The sequence below is a fragment of the Pelagibius litoralis genome, assembly GCF_011683915.1.
In the GTDB taxonomy this organism is placed as follows: Bacteria; Pseudomonadota; Alphaproteobacteria; order Kiloniellales; family Kiloniellaceae; genus Pelagibius; species Pelagibius litoralis.
This window is the reverse complement of record NZ_JAAQPH010000020.1, coordinates 1-15,811: the sequence shown is the minus strand read 5'-3', so window position 1 is coordinate 15,811 and position 15,811 is coordinate 1. Positions and strand designations below refer to the sequence as shown.

Below are 15,811 nucleotides of genomic sequence, written 5' to 3'. Positions count from 1 at the left end.
AGAAATCAATGCTCATGCCACGCCGAGACGCCATCGCTTTGGCGTGCCCAAAACTCAGGAGGGGTACCCCATGACCGCACTTGCCGCTCAAGCCATGACCGCCCGTCAGCGGGCTTTAAGCCTGACTGCAGTGATTGTTTCGACCGTCGGACTCGGCCTGTCCTACGGCGTTGGCTACCCATTGACGGCGCTGAAGTTCGAAGAGTGGGGCGCGCCCGGCTGGCTCATCGGCCTCGCCGGCGGCATGCCGGCCCTGGCGGTGTTCCTCTTGTTGCCAGTCCTGCCGCGCATAATCGGCCGCATTGGCGCCGTTCAGTCCATGGTGATCGGCTGCACGCTGACCACTCTAGGCTTCTTGCTGATGCCGGTGTTCCAGAGCGTGGAGGCCTGGATCCTACTGCGCTTTTTGATCGGCGCGGGCATGACCTTCCCGTGGCTGGTTGGCGAGACTTGGATCAACACGGTTACGACCGAGTCGGCCCGTGGACGAATGATGGCGCTTTATGTGATGGGGCTGTTCACCGGTTATGCGGCCGGCCCGCTCGTGCTCAACGCTGTCGGCACAGACGGCTTCGCGCCCTATGCCGTCGGTGTCGGCGCTATGGTTGCGACGGTGGTGCCGCTGCTGGCGGCCTGGAACCTTGCACCTGCTCTGGAGCCGCATCCGCAAAGCGGGCTCTTGGGCGCCATCCGTCTCGCGCCGATAGCCATGATTGGCGCGTTTGCTGGCGGTATCACCGAACTTGGTTACTTTTCGTTGCTGCCGGTTTATGCGCTCGGCGCAGGCCTTACGGGAGCGGATGGTCTCGTTCTGCTCAGCACGCTGATGGTCGGCGGAATTGTTTTGCAGTTCGCAGTTGGCTGGCTGTGCGATCGGGTTTCTCGCGATGCCGTCATGATCGGCATGGGTTTCGTTTGCGCCGTTCTCGCAATTGCCGCAGCAGCGGCCATTGACAGTCAGGTCCCGCGCCTTGTGCTCACGTTTCTGCTTGGTGGCGCCGTGCTTGGCTTTTACTCGGTTGGGCTGATCGTGCTCGGGACTCGGGTGCCAGTGAGCGAACTGGCCGTCGCCAACGCTGCCTTCCTCATGATCTACCAGGCCGGCTCGGTTGTCGGCCCCGGTGTTGCGGGCGCTGCGATGGATCTTTGGAGACCGCATGGATTCGTGGTCGCCATGGTCGTCTTCGCACTGGCCGCCTCCTGCGCCACGATTTGGCTGATCAGCCGGCGCGCACGGGGACGCCGCGTCCGCTCCGCCAACCCGAGCCTCTGCAGCTGATGCCCCCCCCCCAAAGCTCTTCTTTCCTCAAACAGAAGGATGCGAACCGTGGAACGAAAAATCGAAATCATTGGCATTCCTTCCAGCGCTGGCGCCAACACTGCTGGAATTGAACAAGCGCCGGCCATGCTCCGAGAGCTTGGAATCGCCGATTCACTTCGTGAAGCCGGTCTCGACGTGATCGACCGAAACGATGACGCGCCAGTCTGGCAGTGGCGAGCCGGCACGGGCGGTGTGACAGCGTCCAACACCGAAGCGGTGATTGCGTATGTCGAACACGCACGCAAACGCGTGACCCGTGCGATAGGTGAAGGGAATCTACCGCTTGTTCTTGGAGGGGACTGTACGATCGAGATCGGCACGCTCGCCGCTCATCTCGATGCCGAGTATCGAGTCGGGCTTGTCTATTTCGACGGCCACGCCGATCTGAACGTCCCGGGTTCAGTGCCCGAGGGGACGGGCGAGTTCCTGGAGTCCCTCGACTGGATGGGCGTCGGCCATATGCTGGATTTGGAGGGCGCTGTGACTGAACTCGCCGGCATCGGCTCTCGGCGTCCGCTGCTCGCTCCGTCCGATGTCGCTGTAATCGGGTTCGTTCCTGAGCAGGCATCCGATTTCGAGCGCCACCAAATCGATGCGCTGGGCATTCGTGTGATCGATTGGACGACCATCGCGCGCGATCCTGAAAGGGAGATGATCGAACTTCTAGGCAGTTGGAGTGATCAGTTTGAGCATGTGCTCGTTCATCTGGACGTCGATGTTCTCAACTTTACGGAAACGCCGATTGCCGACACGTCGGCGTCTCGCGATGTTGGGTTGACGCTCCAGCAAGCCACTCGAGCGCTCTCCATTCTTGTTGGTGACCCTCGTTTTGCCGGCCTTACGATCGCTGAGATCAACCCCGTCCGTGGCGCAGAGGACGACTCGTCCAGGCGGGCATTGCAGGCATTCATCAAGGCGCTTGCGACAGCCTTCAGCTCGTATACCGGAGAACGGCAATGAAGAAGCCGATCGAGATTATCGGAATTCCTACAAGTGCCGCTTCTTATGCACCTGGTCAGGAGAAAGCACCAGCCGCCTTGCGCGCGGCGGGACTTGCCGAGGTCCTTCGCTCCGCAGGGTGCGACGTAGTCGACAGGAATGATGATCCCCCGGTCTGGCGATGGCGTCCGGATCCAACCGATCTCAGGGCCCAGAATCTTGCCCCGACGATCGAGTATGTCGGCTACACCCGCGAACGGATTGCGCGGGTGCTTGCTGAGGGAAACCTGGCGCTCGTGCTCGGAGGGAACTGCACGATAGAGCTTGGTGTGGTCGCAGCCCATCTCGACGCCGGTCAGCGGATCGGGCTCGTCTATCTTGATGCTCACGCCGACATGAACGTTCCGGAAGCGGTCCCGGACGGAGCACTCGATTGGATGGGCGTCGCCCATATGCTTGATATCGAGGGTGCGAGACGTGAGCTCGCCGACATTGGCCCTCGCCGTCCGCTGCTCCAACCGGGTGACCTGGCGCTGTTCGGGTTCGAACCGGAGCGCGCAACGCAATTCGAACGTAGACAGATCCAGGAGCTCGGCCTCGACGTCGTCACTTGGAACGCGATTGCGCGCGACCCCGAAGGCGAGACGGCGAAGCTTTTGGACCGCTGGAGCGCCAAGTTCGACCAGCTTCTGGTTCACTTCGATGTCGACGTTCTCGATTTTTTCGACGCACCGCTCTCAGAGGACACGACGGGCCGCGGTACTGGCTTAACGCTCGATCAGACTGCGCGCACCCTTGCAGTCCTCGCGGCGGATCCACGTCTCTCGGCACTCACCATCGCGGAGGTCAACCCCACGCATGGAGTGGAGGACGGCTCCACGATCCGCGCCTTGGTTGCGATGCTGGGAGAGGCGCTAGGGACAGTCGGCCCAGGAGCCGGCCAAGCGGGCAAATGACGCACATAACGGCTCGGATATAGCCATTGCTGCGAGGAGATCTATAGACCTCAAGTGTATCCTTGAGCTCAAGAACGCTGGTATCAGCTGGGCTGTGCAAGTGGCCGCTTTGTTATCTGCAAGCGGACTTTGGGTGAGGTCGCGACAGACGGCAGCCTCTGGCCGGAGGCTGCCGCGCCTAATGGCGGGCACGCCCGCACCGTCCGCAAGGTGGTGGCGGGGATCGAGTTCGTAAGTGACGACGTAGTAGACAGGTAAGTGCAAGGGGCAGTCGTTGACCGAGCCAGGCACAGGTCCCACGTTCGAGGTCGTAGAATATTTTTCGATGCTTGCAGGAGGCTCCATGGTCTCGTATCTGAGGAGGCTCCATGGTCTCGTATCTGAGAAGAGCAGTCGGTTGCAGCTCCTCTGCAATAATTGTTGTTTCAAGAAATGTGGGTTGTTCTGAATGTGATTAAGCACCTGAGCCGAGAGGAACTTGACGCTTGCCTGCCACATATTCAAGACTCTCCGCAGGACCGTGGCCTCCTAGAAGCGATCGTCATTCGACCAAGCACCGACGAAAGGCGCCAACTCCTGGCGTGTGAACTTAGCCCCGAAGGTGGTGTGCACGGCGATCGTTGGGCGCATGAAAGTTGGATGACGCTACCCGACGGCCGCCCACACCCAGACGTCCAGGTGTCCATAATGAGTGCTCGCACCATAGGGCTCATCGCCAATCAGGAAGAACGCTGGCAGTTGTCGGGCGACAACCTCTTTGTCGATCTCGACCTTTCCGACTCGAACGTGCCAAGCGGCCAGCGCTTGGGGGTCGGTACCGCCGTTCTGGAGGTTTCAGCGGTGCCGCATGGTCCGTGTGGGAAGTTCGTTGAAAGGTACGGTAAGGCTGCTGCGCAATTCGTCAATTCTCGCACTGGCAAGCAGCTCCATCTCCGCGGAGTCTATGCCAAGATAGTGAAAGCAGGGACGATTCGTGTCGGCGATGTGGTGACTAAGCTTGCTTAGCCCTCCCCGTGTTTGTTCGACCCGGGCGACAAGGCGTGCGGCTCGCAGCCAAACACTACAGCCAAGAGCAGGTCGCCGGCCGGATGAACGAATGTAGCCCGATCGCCGCCCCGGATGGCAGGGACTGGGCAAGGCTGGTCATTCCGTGGGTGCCCACGACACCCCCCGCCCGCACTGTATAGCGGCGGAGAACCTATAGCTGTAACCGTCTGTTGGACGCTTGAAACCAAGACCGCAAGCTCAACGAGGCGACATGTCTGGCCTCCCTCAAAGAATATCTGGAAGCTCCAACAAGCAGTCTAGTTTGATGGAAGAACTCGAGCGCTTCGGCGTCATGTCCTTATACCCCTGTTTTTTCATAGAGTTGATCTCTTCGAGCGGCCGTGGGCAGGAGCATGTTCCTTGCCATGGAATGACTTCAGTTCAACCATGAGAGGGAAACGCATCATGAGACTCCCAAATCAGATTTCACTGGGCTTCGCAGCCGGCAGCCTCGGCGCGCTTGCGAATGTCGGATTCCTGATCGCGGCGGGCGCAGGCGGCCTAATCGCTGCGATGAGCATTCAATTGCCTGAACCCGCCTTGCCGGCCTTTCTCTATAAGCAAGTAGCGTGGGGCGGCCTTTGGGGCATCCTGCTTGCGGTGCCGCTTTTGGGTGGGAACTGGGTGGTGCGGGGGTTGATCCTGAGCTTGCTGGCCTCTGCGGCAACGTTGTTTTTCTTTTTTCCTATGCTGACCAGTGGAGATCAAGGCCCGGGCATGGCTGGCCTGAACCTTGGTACGTTGACACCGGTGCTTGTGTTGGTAGCAAATGCCGTCTGGGGCTTGGTCGCTGCATGGTGGTACAGCCTTGCCGCATCCCTTTCCAGCGCAGTTCCAGGCATAAATCCGGAAGGAGTAGTACAGGGCAAAGACTAGGCCTCCCAGCGCTGTGGAAAGAGCACATCGCGGACGGCCCGATCCAACCCTTGCGCTGTCCGGCTTGTTTACCCGCGCCGCGCTTTTTATCCGATATCGCGATAGTTGGAATGTTTCTCGAACTGGAGCGTCCCACCAACAGGTGCATCTAATGCGGCTGTTCCTGAGTGTCGATACAGTCGCCGAAGCTTCACTGGGCGCGTGGCCAAACCGTCTGCCATGCGCCGGAAGAGCCGGGAGAGAGGGATCAAGTCAGAACGTGAGAGATAGGGAAAGCAAGCAGCTACCAATGAAACGCAGGATAGCGAGGTTCGATGAGTACGGTCTTGAATGCCAGGGGTATCCCCCTTTCCTATAGCGCCTCTTCCGTCAACAGCCTTTCAGCAACCGACTCCGGACCGCAACTGTCCGGAACCGCCGAAAACGATAGTTTCTGGGGAGACCCGGACTTCGATGTGACGATGTCCGGCTTGGCTGGCGACGATATCTACCACATTTATTCCAGCAACAACCGTGCCGTCGAAGCCGCCGGCGACGGTATCGACTCGGTCGATACCTGGATGAGCTTCACCTTGCCGGCTCATATCGAGAACCTCACGGTCACTGGCGCCGAGCGCCATGCTTACGGCAACGGCGCGGATAACATCATATCCGGTGGCGACGGCCAACAGACCATCGATGGTCGCGGGGGTGACGATGTGCTGGCAGGCGCCGGCGGAGCGGATATCTTTGTCGTGGAGAAAGGCAACGGCAGCGACCTGATTCGCGACTTCGGTGCCGACGATGTCGTGCGGTTGACCGGCTATGACTTCACATCGTTTGGCGGAGTTCAGGAAAGAATGACCCAGTCCGGTTCTGACGCGCGTCTTGATCTGGGCGATGGGGAGATTCTGGTTTTCGCTGGTAAGACCGTCGATCAGTTCAATGAGAAGCAGTTCAACCTGAATCTCGACCGCTCGAAGCTGACACTTTCCTTCGAGGATAATTTCAACAGCCTCAACCTTTGGGATGGAGAGAGCGGCACCTGGGACTCGAACTATTGGTGGGGTCAGGAAAACGGATCGACCCTTGAGAACAATGACGAGCTGCAGTGGTACATCGACCACGACTACGGGCCGACGCGCGGCGTCAATCCCTTCAGCGTTGATGACGGTGTCCTGACGATCACCGCCGCCGAGGCGCCGGACGGGATCCGGTCTCAAATCAATGGGTATGAGTTCACCTCGGGCATGCTGACCAGCTACGAATCGTTCACGCAGACCTATGGCTACTACGAGATTCGTGCCGACATGCCAGGGGCCCAGGGGCTGTGGCCGGCCTTCTGGCTGCTGCCGGCAGACGGCTCCTGGCCGGAGGAACTGGATGTGGTGGAGACGCGCGGGCAGAACCCCAACGAATTGATTCTGACGGCGCACAGCAATGCCAGCGGCAGCCATGTCATCGACGCCCGGACGGCCGATGTGGCAGATGCCGGTGACGGCTTCCATAACTATGGCGTGCGTTGGGGTCCGGAGACGATTACCTGGTATTACGACGGGGTCGAGGTCGCCCGCACCGATACGCCGGCCGATATGCACGAACCCATGTATATGATCTTCAATCTTGCTGTCGGCGGCATTGCCGGGCGGCCCGGTGACAACCTAGCAACGCCGGGGGAGATGAAGGTCGATTATGTCCGTGCCTATACACTGGATGGCGTGGAACAAGGCCAGGCGCGCGATCTGTCAGGCAACGACACCCTTGTCAGTGCTGTGGGCCGCGACGTCTACGACGGTGGTGGTGGAGACGATACGATCGACTACAGCGCCGCCTCGGCCGGCCGGAACATCGATCTCACGGCCGGCACGGCGACCTATGGGAACACTTCTGAGGCCCTCGTTTCGATCGAGAATGCAGTTGGCGGCAGTGGCAACGACACTGTGATCGGTGACGCGGCCGACAACGTGCTGGCTGGTGGTGGGGGCAGCGACCGCCTTGTCGGTCGCGAAGGCGATGACCGCCTCACCGGTGGTCAGGGAGCGGATACGTTCCACTTCCGGCAGATGGACCAAGCGAACGGGGATGACGGGGATCGCATCACTGACTTTCAGCGAGAAGCCGACGTCCTCTCATTCAGCGACCTCATAGATTCGGACGGCGATGCCGATATCGATCTCGACGACCTGGTGGGATCAGTCGCCTCCGTCAACGATACCGGGGCCGGGAATGACGTGACTGTATCCTTTGACAATGGCGCCTCGTTGACGTTGGCGGACGCGGGCACCGGCGAGATTGATTCGGTCACCGATCTGGTCCGCGATGCGGAGACTCAGATCCAAGTTTCCTGATGTCTGGATGTGAAGCGATGGGTCGCCCGGCAAGGGCGCTTTCAGATGCCTTTGCCAGGTTAACCTATGGCCAAGGCTCGATGACCGTCTTGCGAAAGGGGCTTCATGCTGTTTGAAACGGGTGCGGGGCGCTTTCAGCCGGATCCGGACTATAACTACGCAAGTGACCAGCGATACGTTCTGGATCAGCAGTTCCTGGCGTTCGTTGTGGGAAGCGTTGCCCTTGGATTGCCAATTGCCATGCTCATTGGGGTTGTGACCGGCACCTGTTTTTACGATTCCATCAGCCATTTTTATTATTCAAAACTCTTTGGCGACGTTCTGGTTTCGGCACTGGTTTTCATTGGCACATTCCTCGTGGCCTATCGCGGCGAGAGCCGGCGAGAGAGCAGACTTGCCACTTTCGCCGGATTCTCCGCCTTCGGCATCGCTCTGTTTCCGACCACCGGGCGCGGTTGTGAGGAACTGGACTTTTCCGGCAGGATCCTGGCGGATCTTAAAGCAGCCTCGGCTTCTGATGCGGTATCGGTCTCTCCGGCTGAGGATTTCGGGCAGTTCTTTCAGCTTTTCCCCTATGCCGATGCCCTCCATTTCACGAGCGCGGCGTTGCTGTTCTCGTTTCTGGCTTTCTACACTTTCTTTGTCTTCACGCGCGTCATCGAAGATGAGCATGTCACCGAAGATGGAGAACTGACCCCGGTGAAGAAAGCCCGCAACAGACTCTATATCAGCTCCGGTGTGGTCATCGTTGTTGCCATGCTCGCCATGGCCGCCAACGCCCTTAACTCTGCCATCACGGACATGCCTTGGGCGTGGTGGACCGAATACAACGCCACATTTTGGGTTGAGGCCGCCGCGCTCTGGGCGTTCGGCGTGTCGTGGATGGTGAAGGGGCGGCTGTTCGGTCTGGTCTTCCTTGATCCACGCGATCGGCCCAGGCAATAGAGCAGCATATCGGCCAGGGCGACAGCCGATACACCCAGTAAAGGCCGGTCCGCAACGCGGCAACGAGCCGGTTCGGACTTTCTTCTGTAAGGGGTAAACAACCGGAGGCACTGACATGATTTCAAAGACCAAAAAAACGCCATTCTCGGGCCATCAGGATGCCTTGGAACCAGTCGCATCGGAGTTTGCCGAAGCCGGTCGTATGGACGATGTCGACGCCTTCAATGAAACGTTCGAAAGCGACCCGCGGGGCGATCAATTTCCCGATCCGAAAACTCTGACTGACTGGCGTGTCGCCAATGCGCTGCTTGTGCTGCGGGATCAGGTGGATGCGGCATATCCCAGCCGTAACAAGACCAGTGACGGCACGATTGGAGACGAGGCGCATTGCCCTGGCCCCTCAGATCATTGCCCGAACATCATCGATGACGGCATCGGAGTTGTCGCCGCGCTCGATCTGACACACGATCCGGCATCCGGGTGCGATATGCAGGTGCTGACACGAGCAATCGCCGGATCGAGAGATCCGCGCATCAAGTACATCATCTACAATCGCGAGATCTGCAGTTCATACGAATATGAAGGGCAGCCACCCTGGACATGGCGCCCGTATTTCGGGAGCAATCCTCATACAAGGCATGCGCACTTCTCGGTCCTGGCTGATGCAGATCTATACGATGACGAGGCACCGTGGGACATTGGACTTACATCTTCAATAGGCGGGGCATCGGCGTGACACTCTCCTGCGAGCCCCCGCGTCGCGTAAGTGCCGAAACGCGAAGATGTAACCCAACCTTTCGCAAGCAACGAACCAATGCTTGCGAACCGCTCGACCCGGTCACTGAGGAGACCGCCGCAAATGGCCCAAAATCCCTGACGACGGACAGCCACCGTTCACGCCTCGATACACAATCATTTCAATCGGGACCGGTACTTTAGTTGCCGCGACATGTTCAAGCAGAAACGCTCCGCCGCCCTGGCCGAGTGGCGTCAGTTGGTAATCTGATCGCCTCAGCCCGGCACCCATTAGCAGGCCAATTCAGGTTTGTCTGACAGTGCCGTGGAGACCGCCCGATTGCCTGCTTGCTGGGAAACTGATGAGTCTGGCATTGGCGGAAACACGATCGTCACGGTTGTGCCAACCGCCTCTTCGCTCTCAATCGCGGCTGTTCCACCGTGCGCCTTGACGAGCTCCCACACCAGAGCCATACCCAGGCCGGTGCCATCCGCCAAGCTTCCATACCTGTTGTCGATCTGCTCGAAAGGTTCCAACACTTTATGAAGTTGATCTGCCGGGATGCCGATTCCAGTGTCCTGGATGACGATCTCTACGCCACCGTCCGGCACCCGCCGCGCCCGAATCGAAATCTTGCCACCCTCCGGTGTGAACTTTAGTGCGTTGGATAGGAGGTTGAAAATGATCTGTCTTACTGCGCGATTGTCGGCATAGAGAAGAGGGGTTTGAGTACAGACTTGAAGATCGAGAGCCAAATCAAGCTTTGTCGCTCGTGTACCGAACATCCTCTTGCAGATTTCAAGAAGTGATTCGACTTCAAGGAGCTCGGGCTCCAGCTCGATCTTTCCTGCCTCGATCTTCGCAAGATCTAGGATATCGTTGATCAAAGCGAGCAAGTGGCTACCGCTTTGGTGAATGTCGTTAGCATATTCCTTATAGCGGTCCGGGGCATCTTTCCCGAAAGTATGATCCTTTATAATCTCTGAAAACCCAAGAATCGCGTTAAGTGGCGAGCGCAGCTCGTGGCTCATATTCGCCAGGAATTGTGATTTTGCATCGTTGGCGAGCCTCAGTTCCTGAGTCTGCTGTGTGATTTCGTCTTGAAGAGAATGGGTAAGGTGTTCCAGTGCCGCCTGCTTGAAACCGATGAAGTACCCCATGGCACCGAGAACGAAGGGGGCCAAATCGACAACGAAGTTAACTGGATTGCTCCGATGCATCGCCAGGATGCTATCAAATGACAGCATCTGCTGGTTGAGAATGGATTGGAATATCCATGTCCCAATCGGAAACGTCACGCCAAACAAAATACCGCCGACGGTGTAGCGGCATCGTGTTGCGATACAGAGGCTCCAGCCAGACATCGGTTCACTCAATCGCAATAGAATCGCCGACCCTGATAAGATACAGAATCACCAGCCCTGATAGGGTACAATCCTTCCGTAAAGAAAGTCTTTCCAATGCCGATTGACGCCAAACCGGCCGAGATCAAAACTGTTCCCGCGGCGATGTCAGAGAAAATCGGCTTGAGCCGAAACAGGGCGTCCCGTAGTCTCCGGCAATGCCGAACCCCTTTCGCTATTTCAACAACTCGCCTGAGGTCATCCGCCTCTCGGTGATGCTTTATGTCCGCTATCCCTTGTCGCTCAGGCAGGTCGAAGACCTTCTCTTCGAGCGCGGGATCAATATCTGCCACGAGACGGTGCGGTTCTGGTGGAACCGTTTCGGTCCGGCCTTCGCAGGAGAGATCAGGAAGAGGCGGCCAGCGCAGTTGCGATCATTTCCCCAATGGCGCAAACTTGGCATCCGCGTCCGTGTTTTTCTCGACGGCATTGAGCCCGGTGTTCGTGACGGGATGGATCTTTGCGACTCGCGTCTGGTAGTTAGGGGATAATCGCAAAAACCGACGCTAAGAGGCGAGTAGGACGAGCGGGCGCTTAGGGATCCGTAAGCGGACATTTCCTGCGCCCACCACGACAGACCGTTTATGGCCGAACGCGGATGTTGGGATTAGACGACACGAATGACCGATGTGCGGAACTAGCCAGGCATTGCTACTCCTTGTCGCTGTGATAGGTTTCCGGCTCACCACTCCGCGGTACTGTATTTTCATGCCCAATCGCCTCGCTCTATTTTCTCTACTTGTTCCTAACTACGATGAAGCACTCGCGTTCTTCTTGCGCATTGGTTTCGAGTGCCGTGAAGACACTGATCTCGGCAACGGGAAGCGTTGGGTTCGGATTGCCCCTCGCGGTGGGGAGACCGAGATATTGCTTGCTCGTGCGGTAGGGGAACGGCAACGCGCAGTGATAGGAGAGCAAGGAGGTGGTAGGGTCTGGCTGTTCCTCGAAACAACCGATTTCGATACTGATTTCTCACGCATGCAAGATGTGGGAATCCGCTTCGAGACCGAGCCACGCGACGAGCCGTACGGACGTGTTGCAGTATGGACGGATCCATGGGGAAACCGCTGGGACTTGATCGAATTTGCCCAAGTTGATCGTGTCGGCACCGTCAGCTAGGGGCTCAGATCGGCCATTCGCTGCAAACCCGACGAATGACCGCTCCTGGCCGTTCGGAGACTCATGCTAACGGCTTGAGTCGACCCTCTTTGGCCATTCGGGGCACATGCACTCAACGTCGGCTATCGGATCGTAGCCCGTTCGTCCAGCTGCGGCGCTCGGTCACTTCGTTGAGGCGTTATCTTTCAGGAACCTCAGCACTCGTGCAAAGGCGTCTGAGCGGGCCGCTTCGTTAGTGCCGACCAGCGGCGCCTCGCCATCCGCAGTCGTTGCCCCGAGTCTTTCTCGAAGAGGCATGTCTGGTGCGTCGAACGAATGCACCGCATCGGGATAGACAATGATCTCAACCGGCTCGCCTCGATTCCGAGCCGCCTCTATGAATACAATGCATGGTCTGGGTTTCGTCCAATTGTCGGCGTCTCCTTGCAGTACGAGCAGGGGAGCAACCGGCGACCAGCTGCCAGGCTCGACATCCGTAGATGGCCGGGACTGAAGTCGATCACTGCAAGCACTCGGATACAGGGCAATGGCCGCTCGGAAGTCGTGAGCAGGCGGCGGAATTGGCCGGCCAATACTCTTGGAGACGATGGTCAAGAGCGTGATGCCGCCACCTTGCGACCATCCCATCAGGGAGATACGGGCAGGATCAATGCGCGACGAGGACTGAAGAAAAGCCAGGGCGGCATAGGCGTCTCCGGGCCGCTCACGGTACATGACCCGCCGCGCTTCGCTCGGGCCGCAAGTCGCTCGGAAACCACGTGGACCAGCACTGTCGATCATAAGGACGGCATATCCGGCATCGTTCAGATATCTAGCCCACGCAGTGTACGTGGCGTAAATCTGGCCGGCGCCCCCCAGCCCGCTACAACCGTGAAGGAAGACAACGGCCGGTACCTTGTTTGAGCCCGTGGGCACGGAAAGAAAACCCGTCAGCAGTGTCTGGTCATTAGCGCCTTTGAATTGGACAGCTTCAGTCGCGAACGCGGCGCAGGTCGAGAGAACGCTGAGAAACCCAGTAAGTAAGCCGGATCGAATAGATTGATATACCATCATGCCGAAGATGATACCCTGCCGGCCTGATATTCGGAATAAGATGAGATCGCGCCATAAGGGGCGTTGTCCGAACGGCCGCTTTTCATTCGGCAATCGGACGTTGGTAAGCATAAGAGGGGTGACCGCTCCTGGCCGTTAGCGGTTATCCTGCTCGACATCGTGTCGCCAACCGGGCAGGCGCCGAGATCGGCACGCGGTTCGGCTGTTGCCGACAGAAGTTTGCGCGTAGGGCGGCAAAACCCGCTAAGGTTTTGCCGCCCTTGCAGCGCGATTGTTCTCGAGTGTGGCCATCAAAAACGATCACGCCTTACCATATTGAAGGTGAGCGCGATCAGCTTGCTTTTGCGTTCATGGTGCCCAGGAACTCCGAGACATGGCCTTCCAAGGCCCCGGCCTGGGAGGAGAGTTCCGCCGCCGCCTCCAACACATCCTTGGACATCCGCCCGGTTTCACCGGAAGCATCGGAGACCCCGGAGATGTTCTGGTTGACCTCCTGTGTCGCGGCGCCCTGCTCTTCCACGGCCGAGGCAATGGCCGTGGTGACGCTGCTGATCTCCTCGATGGTCTTGGTGATCGTGGTGATCCCGGAAACCGCCGAGCCGGTCGCGCCCTGGACTTGGCCGATCTGCTCAGCGATCTGCTCGGTCGCCTTGGCCGTCTGATTGGCCAGGGCCTTGACCTCGCTGGCAACCACCGCGAAGCCCTTGCCGGCCTCGCCCGCCCGCGCCGCCTCGATCGTGGCATTGAGCGCCAGCAGGTTGGTCTGCTCGGCGATGTCCTGAATCATGCTCACCACCGTGCCGATGCTCTCGGCCGACGTCGCCAGGCCGTTGATCATCGTGGTTGCCTCCTGCGCCGCGTCGACCGCCGATCTGGCGATCTCGGTCGAATGGGAGATCTGGCGCGAAATCTCCGAGATCGAAGCGTTGAGCTCCTCGGAGGCGGAAGCCACCGTCGAGGCGAGATGGTTTGTCTGGTCCGCCGTCGACGTCAGCGAATTGGCCGAGCTCTGCATCTCGGTCGACGCCGCCGACACCGCCGTCACCACCGTCGACACGTTCTCCGCCATGCGCAGGTTTTGGGTGACCACATTCCAGGTCAGCATCGGTGCCACGTAGTTGCCGTCGGGATCGGTCAGGGCCGTCACCTCCAGCGACAGCTTCTCGTCACCCAAGGCGATGTTTGCCTGGAACGGCAGATTGCTCGGATCGGCAAGCAGCGCACGCTGATGGGCCGGGTTCTTGTGGAAGACATCGATACAGCTGCCTTTCAGGTCTTCCGGCGCCACCGGCAGCAGATGGCGCAGCGGCTTCAGCGTCTCGATGCTGGTCTTGTTCACATAGGTGATTTCCAGGCTGTCTTTATCGGCCAGCATCACATTGACCGGCATCTTGTCGAGCATGTCGAGCAGCTGCTCGGTTTCCCGTTCCTTCTTCACCTGGGCCGTAATCACACTCCAGGTCAGCATCGGGCCCATATAGTTGCCCTTGGTGTCGTAGAGCGGCGTTACCAGGAGATCGAGCCACTCCCCGGCGATGGTGATCTTGGTGGTGTAAGGAAGGTTCTTCGGGTCGGCGAGCAACTTACGCTGATGCGCCGGGTTCTTGTGGAAGACGTCGATCGACTGACCGACGATGTCCTCCGCCGCGATCGGCAGGGCATGCTGGATGCCCTTCAAAGCCTCGATCGAAGCGCTGTTCGCATAAGTGATCGTGAAGTTCTTTAGATCGCAAAGCAGAACGCAGACGGGCATGTTATCGACCATCTGCTTGTGGACGCTTATATCTGCGGAGCGCCCGGCATTAATCTTTTTCATCCAGTTGGCTGACATTTTCTCTTCCTTGGTTTATTAGGTTTTGCTTAATTGCATTGATTGCAGCAATAAACATAGTGAAAGTGACTCCTTGGTTAATCTCTCCGGTTGAAAAATCAACTGCACCAGTTACAAGCGTCTCCGCCGCGACAATCGGGAACGCCTGCCATAACCGAGACCTACATCGAAACGATTCCATGGACGAAATGACCGCCCCTGCCGATCGCTGCGGGCGCATACGGTCCCAAAAGCACAACAGAATACTGGGCAAGCCAGGGGCTTTTCCTCAGCTACACCACCAATTCGCGGAAAGGATGGAATCCATCTCGTTGAGGTGGGCGGACTCGCAGCGTTTGACGAAAGATGACTGGAATGGGTCTCGAGTTGCAGCACAAGAGACTGTAAGCGAACGACCGTTCCTGGCCGAACCTTGCCGCCGAGCGCGTTGGGTCGAGCGGGACCAGCGGGGGCCACGACAAGCGGCTCAAGTCGACCCTTAGGGGCGTCCGGGATCGAGGGTTGGATGTCAGCTTTGAATTGGCAAATCAGTTAAACGGATGCAGCGGCTTGTTCGTGATGATCAATAACCCAGGTGTCATCGGCTGTGCGTGGTCTCTTTGCAACGCCAAGAATGAAGGGGGCGTAAATAATCAGCAGTTGGCGCAGATAGCGGTCTCCTTGTTTTGGATCCCTACCGGGCCGTTCATTGCCGCTGCTAGAATACTACTGCGGAACGGCAACACTTTTTGATGCAACTCAAGGCCTCGAACAGCAAAGGGTGTTAACCTTTTCCACAAATCTCGGTGGCCGCGGGCATGCTGGGCGGGATGCAGGAGGCGGCAATGCTCAGGAAGCTTTGTTTGGTAGTCGCCTTCCTGATATCGGGCGGCAGTGCCGTTGCGCAGGATTTGAGCGCCTACACGGACGAGGCGCGTGCCGCAATCCAACAACTGCGGCAGGTGATGATGGAACATCTCCAACAGGCCGTGCGCGAAGTCGGTCCTGCGGAGGCGACATCGGTCTGCCGCCATCTGGCGCCGGAGATCGCTGCTGAGGTTGCCGCCGAGACCGGCTGGGAAATCCGCCGCCCGGCACTGAGGGCGCGTAACCCTGAAAACCGGCCGAATGAGGCGGAGCGCGGCGTACTGCTGGGTTATCTGACGCGTAGCTTTGCCGGCCAGTCCTTCGACAGCATGGAAACGATCCGGCTGGAGGAGCGCGACGGCCGGACCTACGTGCACTACATGCGGGCGGTTCCGACCTTGGATGCCTGCCT

The 15,811-nt window shown here is 58.7% G+C and carries 16 protein-coding genes; 12 read left to right on the top strand and 4 right to left on the bottom strand.

Features of this window, described 5'->3' with window-relative positions; all coding sequences use genetic code 11:
- Positions 1-70: 70 nt before the first annotated feature.
- The 8 genes from HBA54_RS21785 to HBA54_RS21750 all read left to right on the top strand — a co-directional run bounded on the left by HBA54_RS21785 (position 71) and on the right by HBA54_RS21750 (position 9,147).
- Positions 71-1,279, top strand: a complete 1,209-nt coding sequence (locus tag HBA54_RS21785; RefSeq protein ID WP_167228658.1) for an MFS transporter — start codon at positions 71-73, stop codon at positions 1,277-1,279.
- Between the two features lie 48 nt (positions 1,280-1,327).
- Positions 1,328-2,281 (top strand): arginase family protein, encoded by a 954-nt coding sequence (locus HBA54_RS21780; protein WP_167228656.1) that lies wholly within the window; start codon positions 1,328-1,330, stop codon positions 2,279-2,281.
- Positions 2,278-3,216 carry an arginase family protein gene (locus HBA54_RS21775; protein ID WP_167228654.1) on the top strand — a complete coding sequence of 313 codons (939 nt, stop codon included), beginning with the start codon at positions 2,278-2,280 and terminating at the stop codon, positions 3,214-3,216. Before HBA54_RS21780 ends, HBA54_RS21775 begins: the two co-directional genes overlap by 4 nt.
- Before the next feature lie 687 nt (positions 3,217-3,903).
- The gene (locus tag HBA54_RS28775) at positions 3,904-4,221 is read left to right on the top strand and encodes an MOSC domain-containing protein (RefSeq protein WP_205944824.1); all 318 of its coding nucleotides are present in this window, start codon (positions 3,904-3,906) and stop codon (positions 4,219-4,221) included.
- A 447-nt stretch (positions 4,222-4,668) separates the two neighbouring features.
- Positions 4,669-5,139, top strand: a complete 471-nt coding sequence (locus HBA54_RS21765; RefSeq protein ID WP_167228652.1) for a hypothetical protein — start codon at positions 4,669-4,671, stop codon at positions 5,137-5,139.
- A 314-nt stretch (positions 5,140-5,453) separates the two neighbouring features.
- Positions 5,454-7,466 carry an endo-1,3-1,4-beta-glycanase EglC gene (gene eglC / locus HBA54_RS21760; protein WP_167228650.1) on the top strand — a complete coding sequence of 671 codons (2,013 nt, stop codon included), beginning with the start codon at positions 5,454-5,456 and terminating at the stop codon, positions 7,464-7,466.
- Between the two features lie 105 nt (positions 7,467-7,571).
- Complete coding sequence (locus HBA54_RS21755) at positions 7,572-8,411, top strand: hypothetical protein (protein ID WP_167228648.1); 840 nt, start codon at positions 7,572-7,574, stop codon at positions 8,409-8,411.
- 115 nt (positions 8,412-8,526) lie between these two features.
- Positions 8,527-9,147, top strand: a complete 621-nt coding sequence (locus tag HBA54_RS21750) for a hypothetical protein (RefSeq protein ID WP_167228646.1) — start codon at positions 8,527-8,529, stop codon at positions 9,145-9,147.
- A 290-nt stretch (positions 9,148-9,437) separates the two neighbouring features.
- Here HBA54_RS21750 and HBA54_RS21745 read toward each other — a convergent pair whose 3' ends face one another.
- On the bottom strand, positions 9,438-10,511 hold the full coding sequence (locus HBA54_RS21745) for a sensor histidine kinase (RefSeq protein ID WP_167228644.1): 1,074 nt from the start codon (positions 10,509-10,511) through the stop codon (positions 9,438-9,440).
- A 197-nt stretch (positions 10,512-10,708) separates the two neighbouring features.
- Between HBA54_RS21745 and HBA54_RS21740 the strand changes: the two genes are divergently transcribed.
- Positions 10,709-11,041, top strand: a complete 333-nt coding sequence (locus HBA54_RS21740) for an IS6 family transposase (protein ID WP_205944823.1) — start codon at positions 10,709-10,711, stop codon at positions 11,039-11,041.
- Positions 11,042-11,258: 217 nt separating this feature from the next.
- The gene (locus HBA54_RS21735) at positions 11,259-11,669 is read left to right on the top strand and encodes a VOC family protein (protein ID WP_167228642.1); all 411 of its coding nucleotides are present in this window, start codon (positions 11,259-11,261) and stop codon (positions 11,667-11,669) included.
- A 162-nt stretch (positions 11,670-11,831) separates the two neighbouring features.
- Here the strand turns inward: HBA54_RS21735 and HBA54_RS21730 are convergent, their stop codons facing one another.
- The 3 genes from HBA54_RS21730 to HBA54_RS21720 form a co-directional block, all read right to left on the bottom strand.
- Positions 11,832-12,833 (bottom strand): dienelactone hydrolase family protein, encoded by a 1,002-nt coding sequence (locus HBA54_RS21730; RefSeq protein WP_167228639.1) that lies wholly within the window; start codon positions 12,831-12,833, stop codon positions 11,832-11,834.
- Between the two features lie 220 nt (positions 12,834-13,053).
- Positions 13,054-14,553 carry a methyl-accepting chemotaxis protein gene (locus HBA54_RS21725; protein ID WP_167228637.1) on the bottom strand — a complete coding sequence of 500 codons (1,500 nt, stop codon included), beginning with the start codon at positions 14,551-14,553 and terminating at the stop codon, positions 13,054-13,056.
- The gene (locus HBA54_RS21720; RefSeq protein WP_167228635.1) at positions 14,525-14,806 is read right to left on the bottom strand and encodes a hypothetical protein; all 282 of its coding nucleotides are present in this window, start codon (positions 14,804-14,806) and stop codon (positions 14,525-14,527) included. The genes HBA54_RS21725 and HBA54_RS21720 overlap by 29 nt, the downstream gene beginning before the upstream one ends.
- A gap of 248 nt (positions 14,807-15,054) precedes the next feature.
- Here HBA54_RS21720 and HBA54_RS21715 point away from each other — a divergent pair, with 248 nt between their 5' ends.
- Positions 15,055-15,285, top strand: a complete 231-nt coding sequence (locus tag HBA54_RS21715) for a hypothetical protein (RefSeq protein ID WP_167228633.1) — start codon at positions 15,055-15,057, stop codon at positions 15,283-15,285.
- Positions 15,286-15,377: 92 nt separating this feature from the next.
- Positions 15,378-15,811 (top strand): c-type heme family protein (locus HBA54_RS21710; RefSeq protein ID WP_167228631.1); only part of this gene is annotated, 434 nt, incomplete at its 3' end.

Excerpts from the sequence above, each read along its gene's own strand:
- HBA54_RS21785 (WP_167228658.1), top strand. The coding sequence starts at position 71 with ATGACCGCACTTGCCGCTCAAGCCATGACCGCCCGTCAGCGGGCTTTA.
- HBA54_RS21775 (WP_167228654.1), top strand. The coding sequence starts at position 2,278 with ATGAAGAAGCCGATCGAGATTATCGGAATTCCTACAAGTGCCGCTTCT.
- HBA54_RS28775 (WP_205944824.1), top strand. The coding sequence starts at position 3,904 with ATGAGTGCTCGCACCATAGGGCTCATCGCCAATCAGGAAGAACGCTGG.
- HBA54_RS21765 (WP_167228652.1), top strand. The coding sequence starts at position 4,669 with ATGAGACTCCCAAATCAGATTTCACTGGGCTTCGCAGCCGGCAGCCTC.
- eglC (WP_167228650.1), top strand. The coding sequence starts at position 5,454 with ATGAGTACGGTCTTGAATGCCAGGGGTATCCCCCTTTCCTATAGCGCC.
- HBA54_RS21755 (WP_167228648.1), top strand. The coding sequence starts at position 7,572 with ATGCTGTTTGAAACGGGTGCGGGGCGCTTTCAGCCGGATCCGGACTAT.
- HBA54_RS21750 (WP_167228646.1), top strand. The coding sequence starts at position 8,527 with ATGATTTCAAAGACCAAAAAAACGCCATTCTCGGGCCATCAGGATGCC.
- HBA54_RS21745 (WP_167228644.1), bottom strand. The coding sequence starts at position 10,511 with ATGTCTGGCTGGAGCCTCTGTATCGCAACACGATGCCGCTACACCGTC.
- HBA54_RS21740 (WP_205944823.1), top strand. The coding sequence starts at position 10,709 with ATGCCGAACCCCTTTCGCTATTTCAACAACTCGCCTGAGGTCATCCGC.
- HBA54_RS21735 (WP_167228642.1), top strand. The coding sequence starts at position 11,259 with ATGCCCAATCGCCTCGCTCTATTTTCTCTACTTGTTCCTAACTACGAT.
- HBA54_RS21730 (WP_167228639.1), bottom strand. The coding sequence starts at position 12,833 with ATGCTTACCAACGTCCGATTGCCGAATGAAAAGCGGCCGTTCGGACAA.
- HBA54_RS21725 (WP_167228637.1), bottom strand. The coding sequence starts at position 14,553 with ATGTCAGCCAACTGGATGAAAAAGATTAATGCCGGGCGCTCCGCAGAT.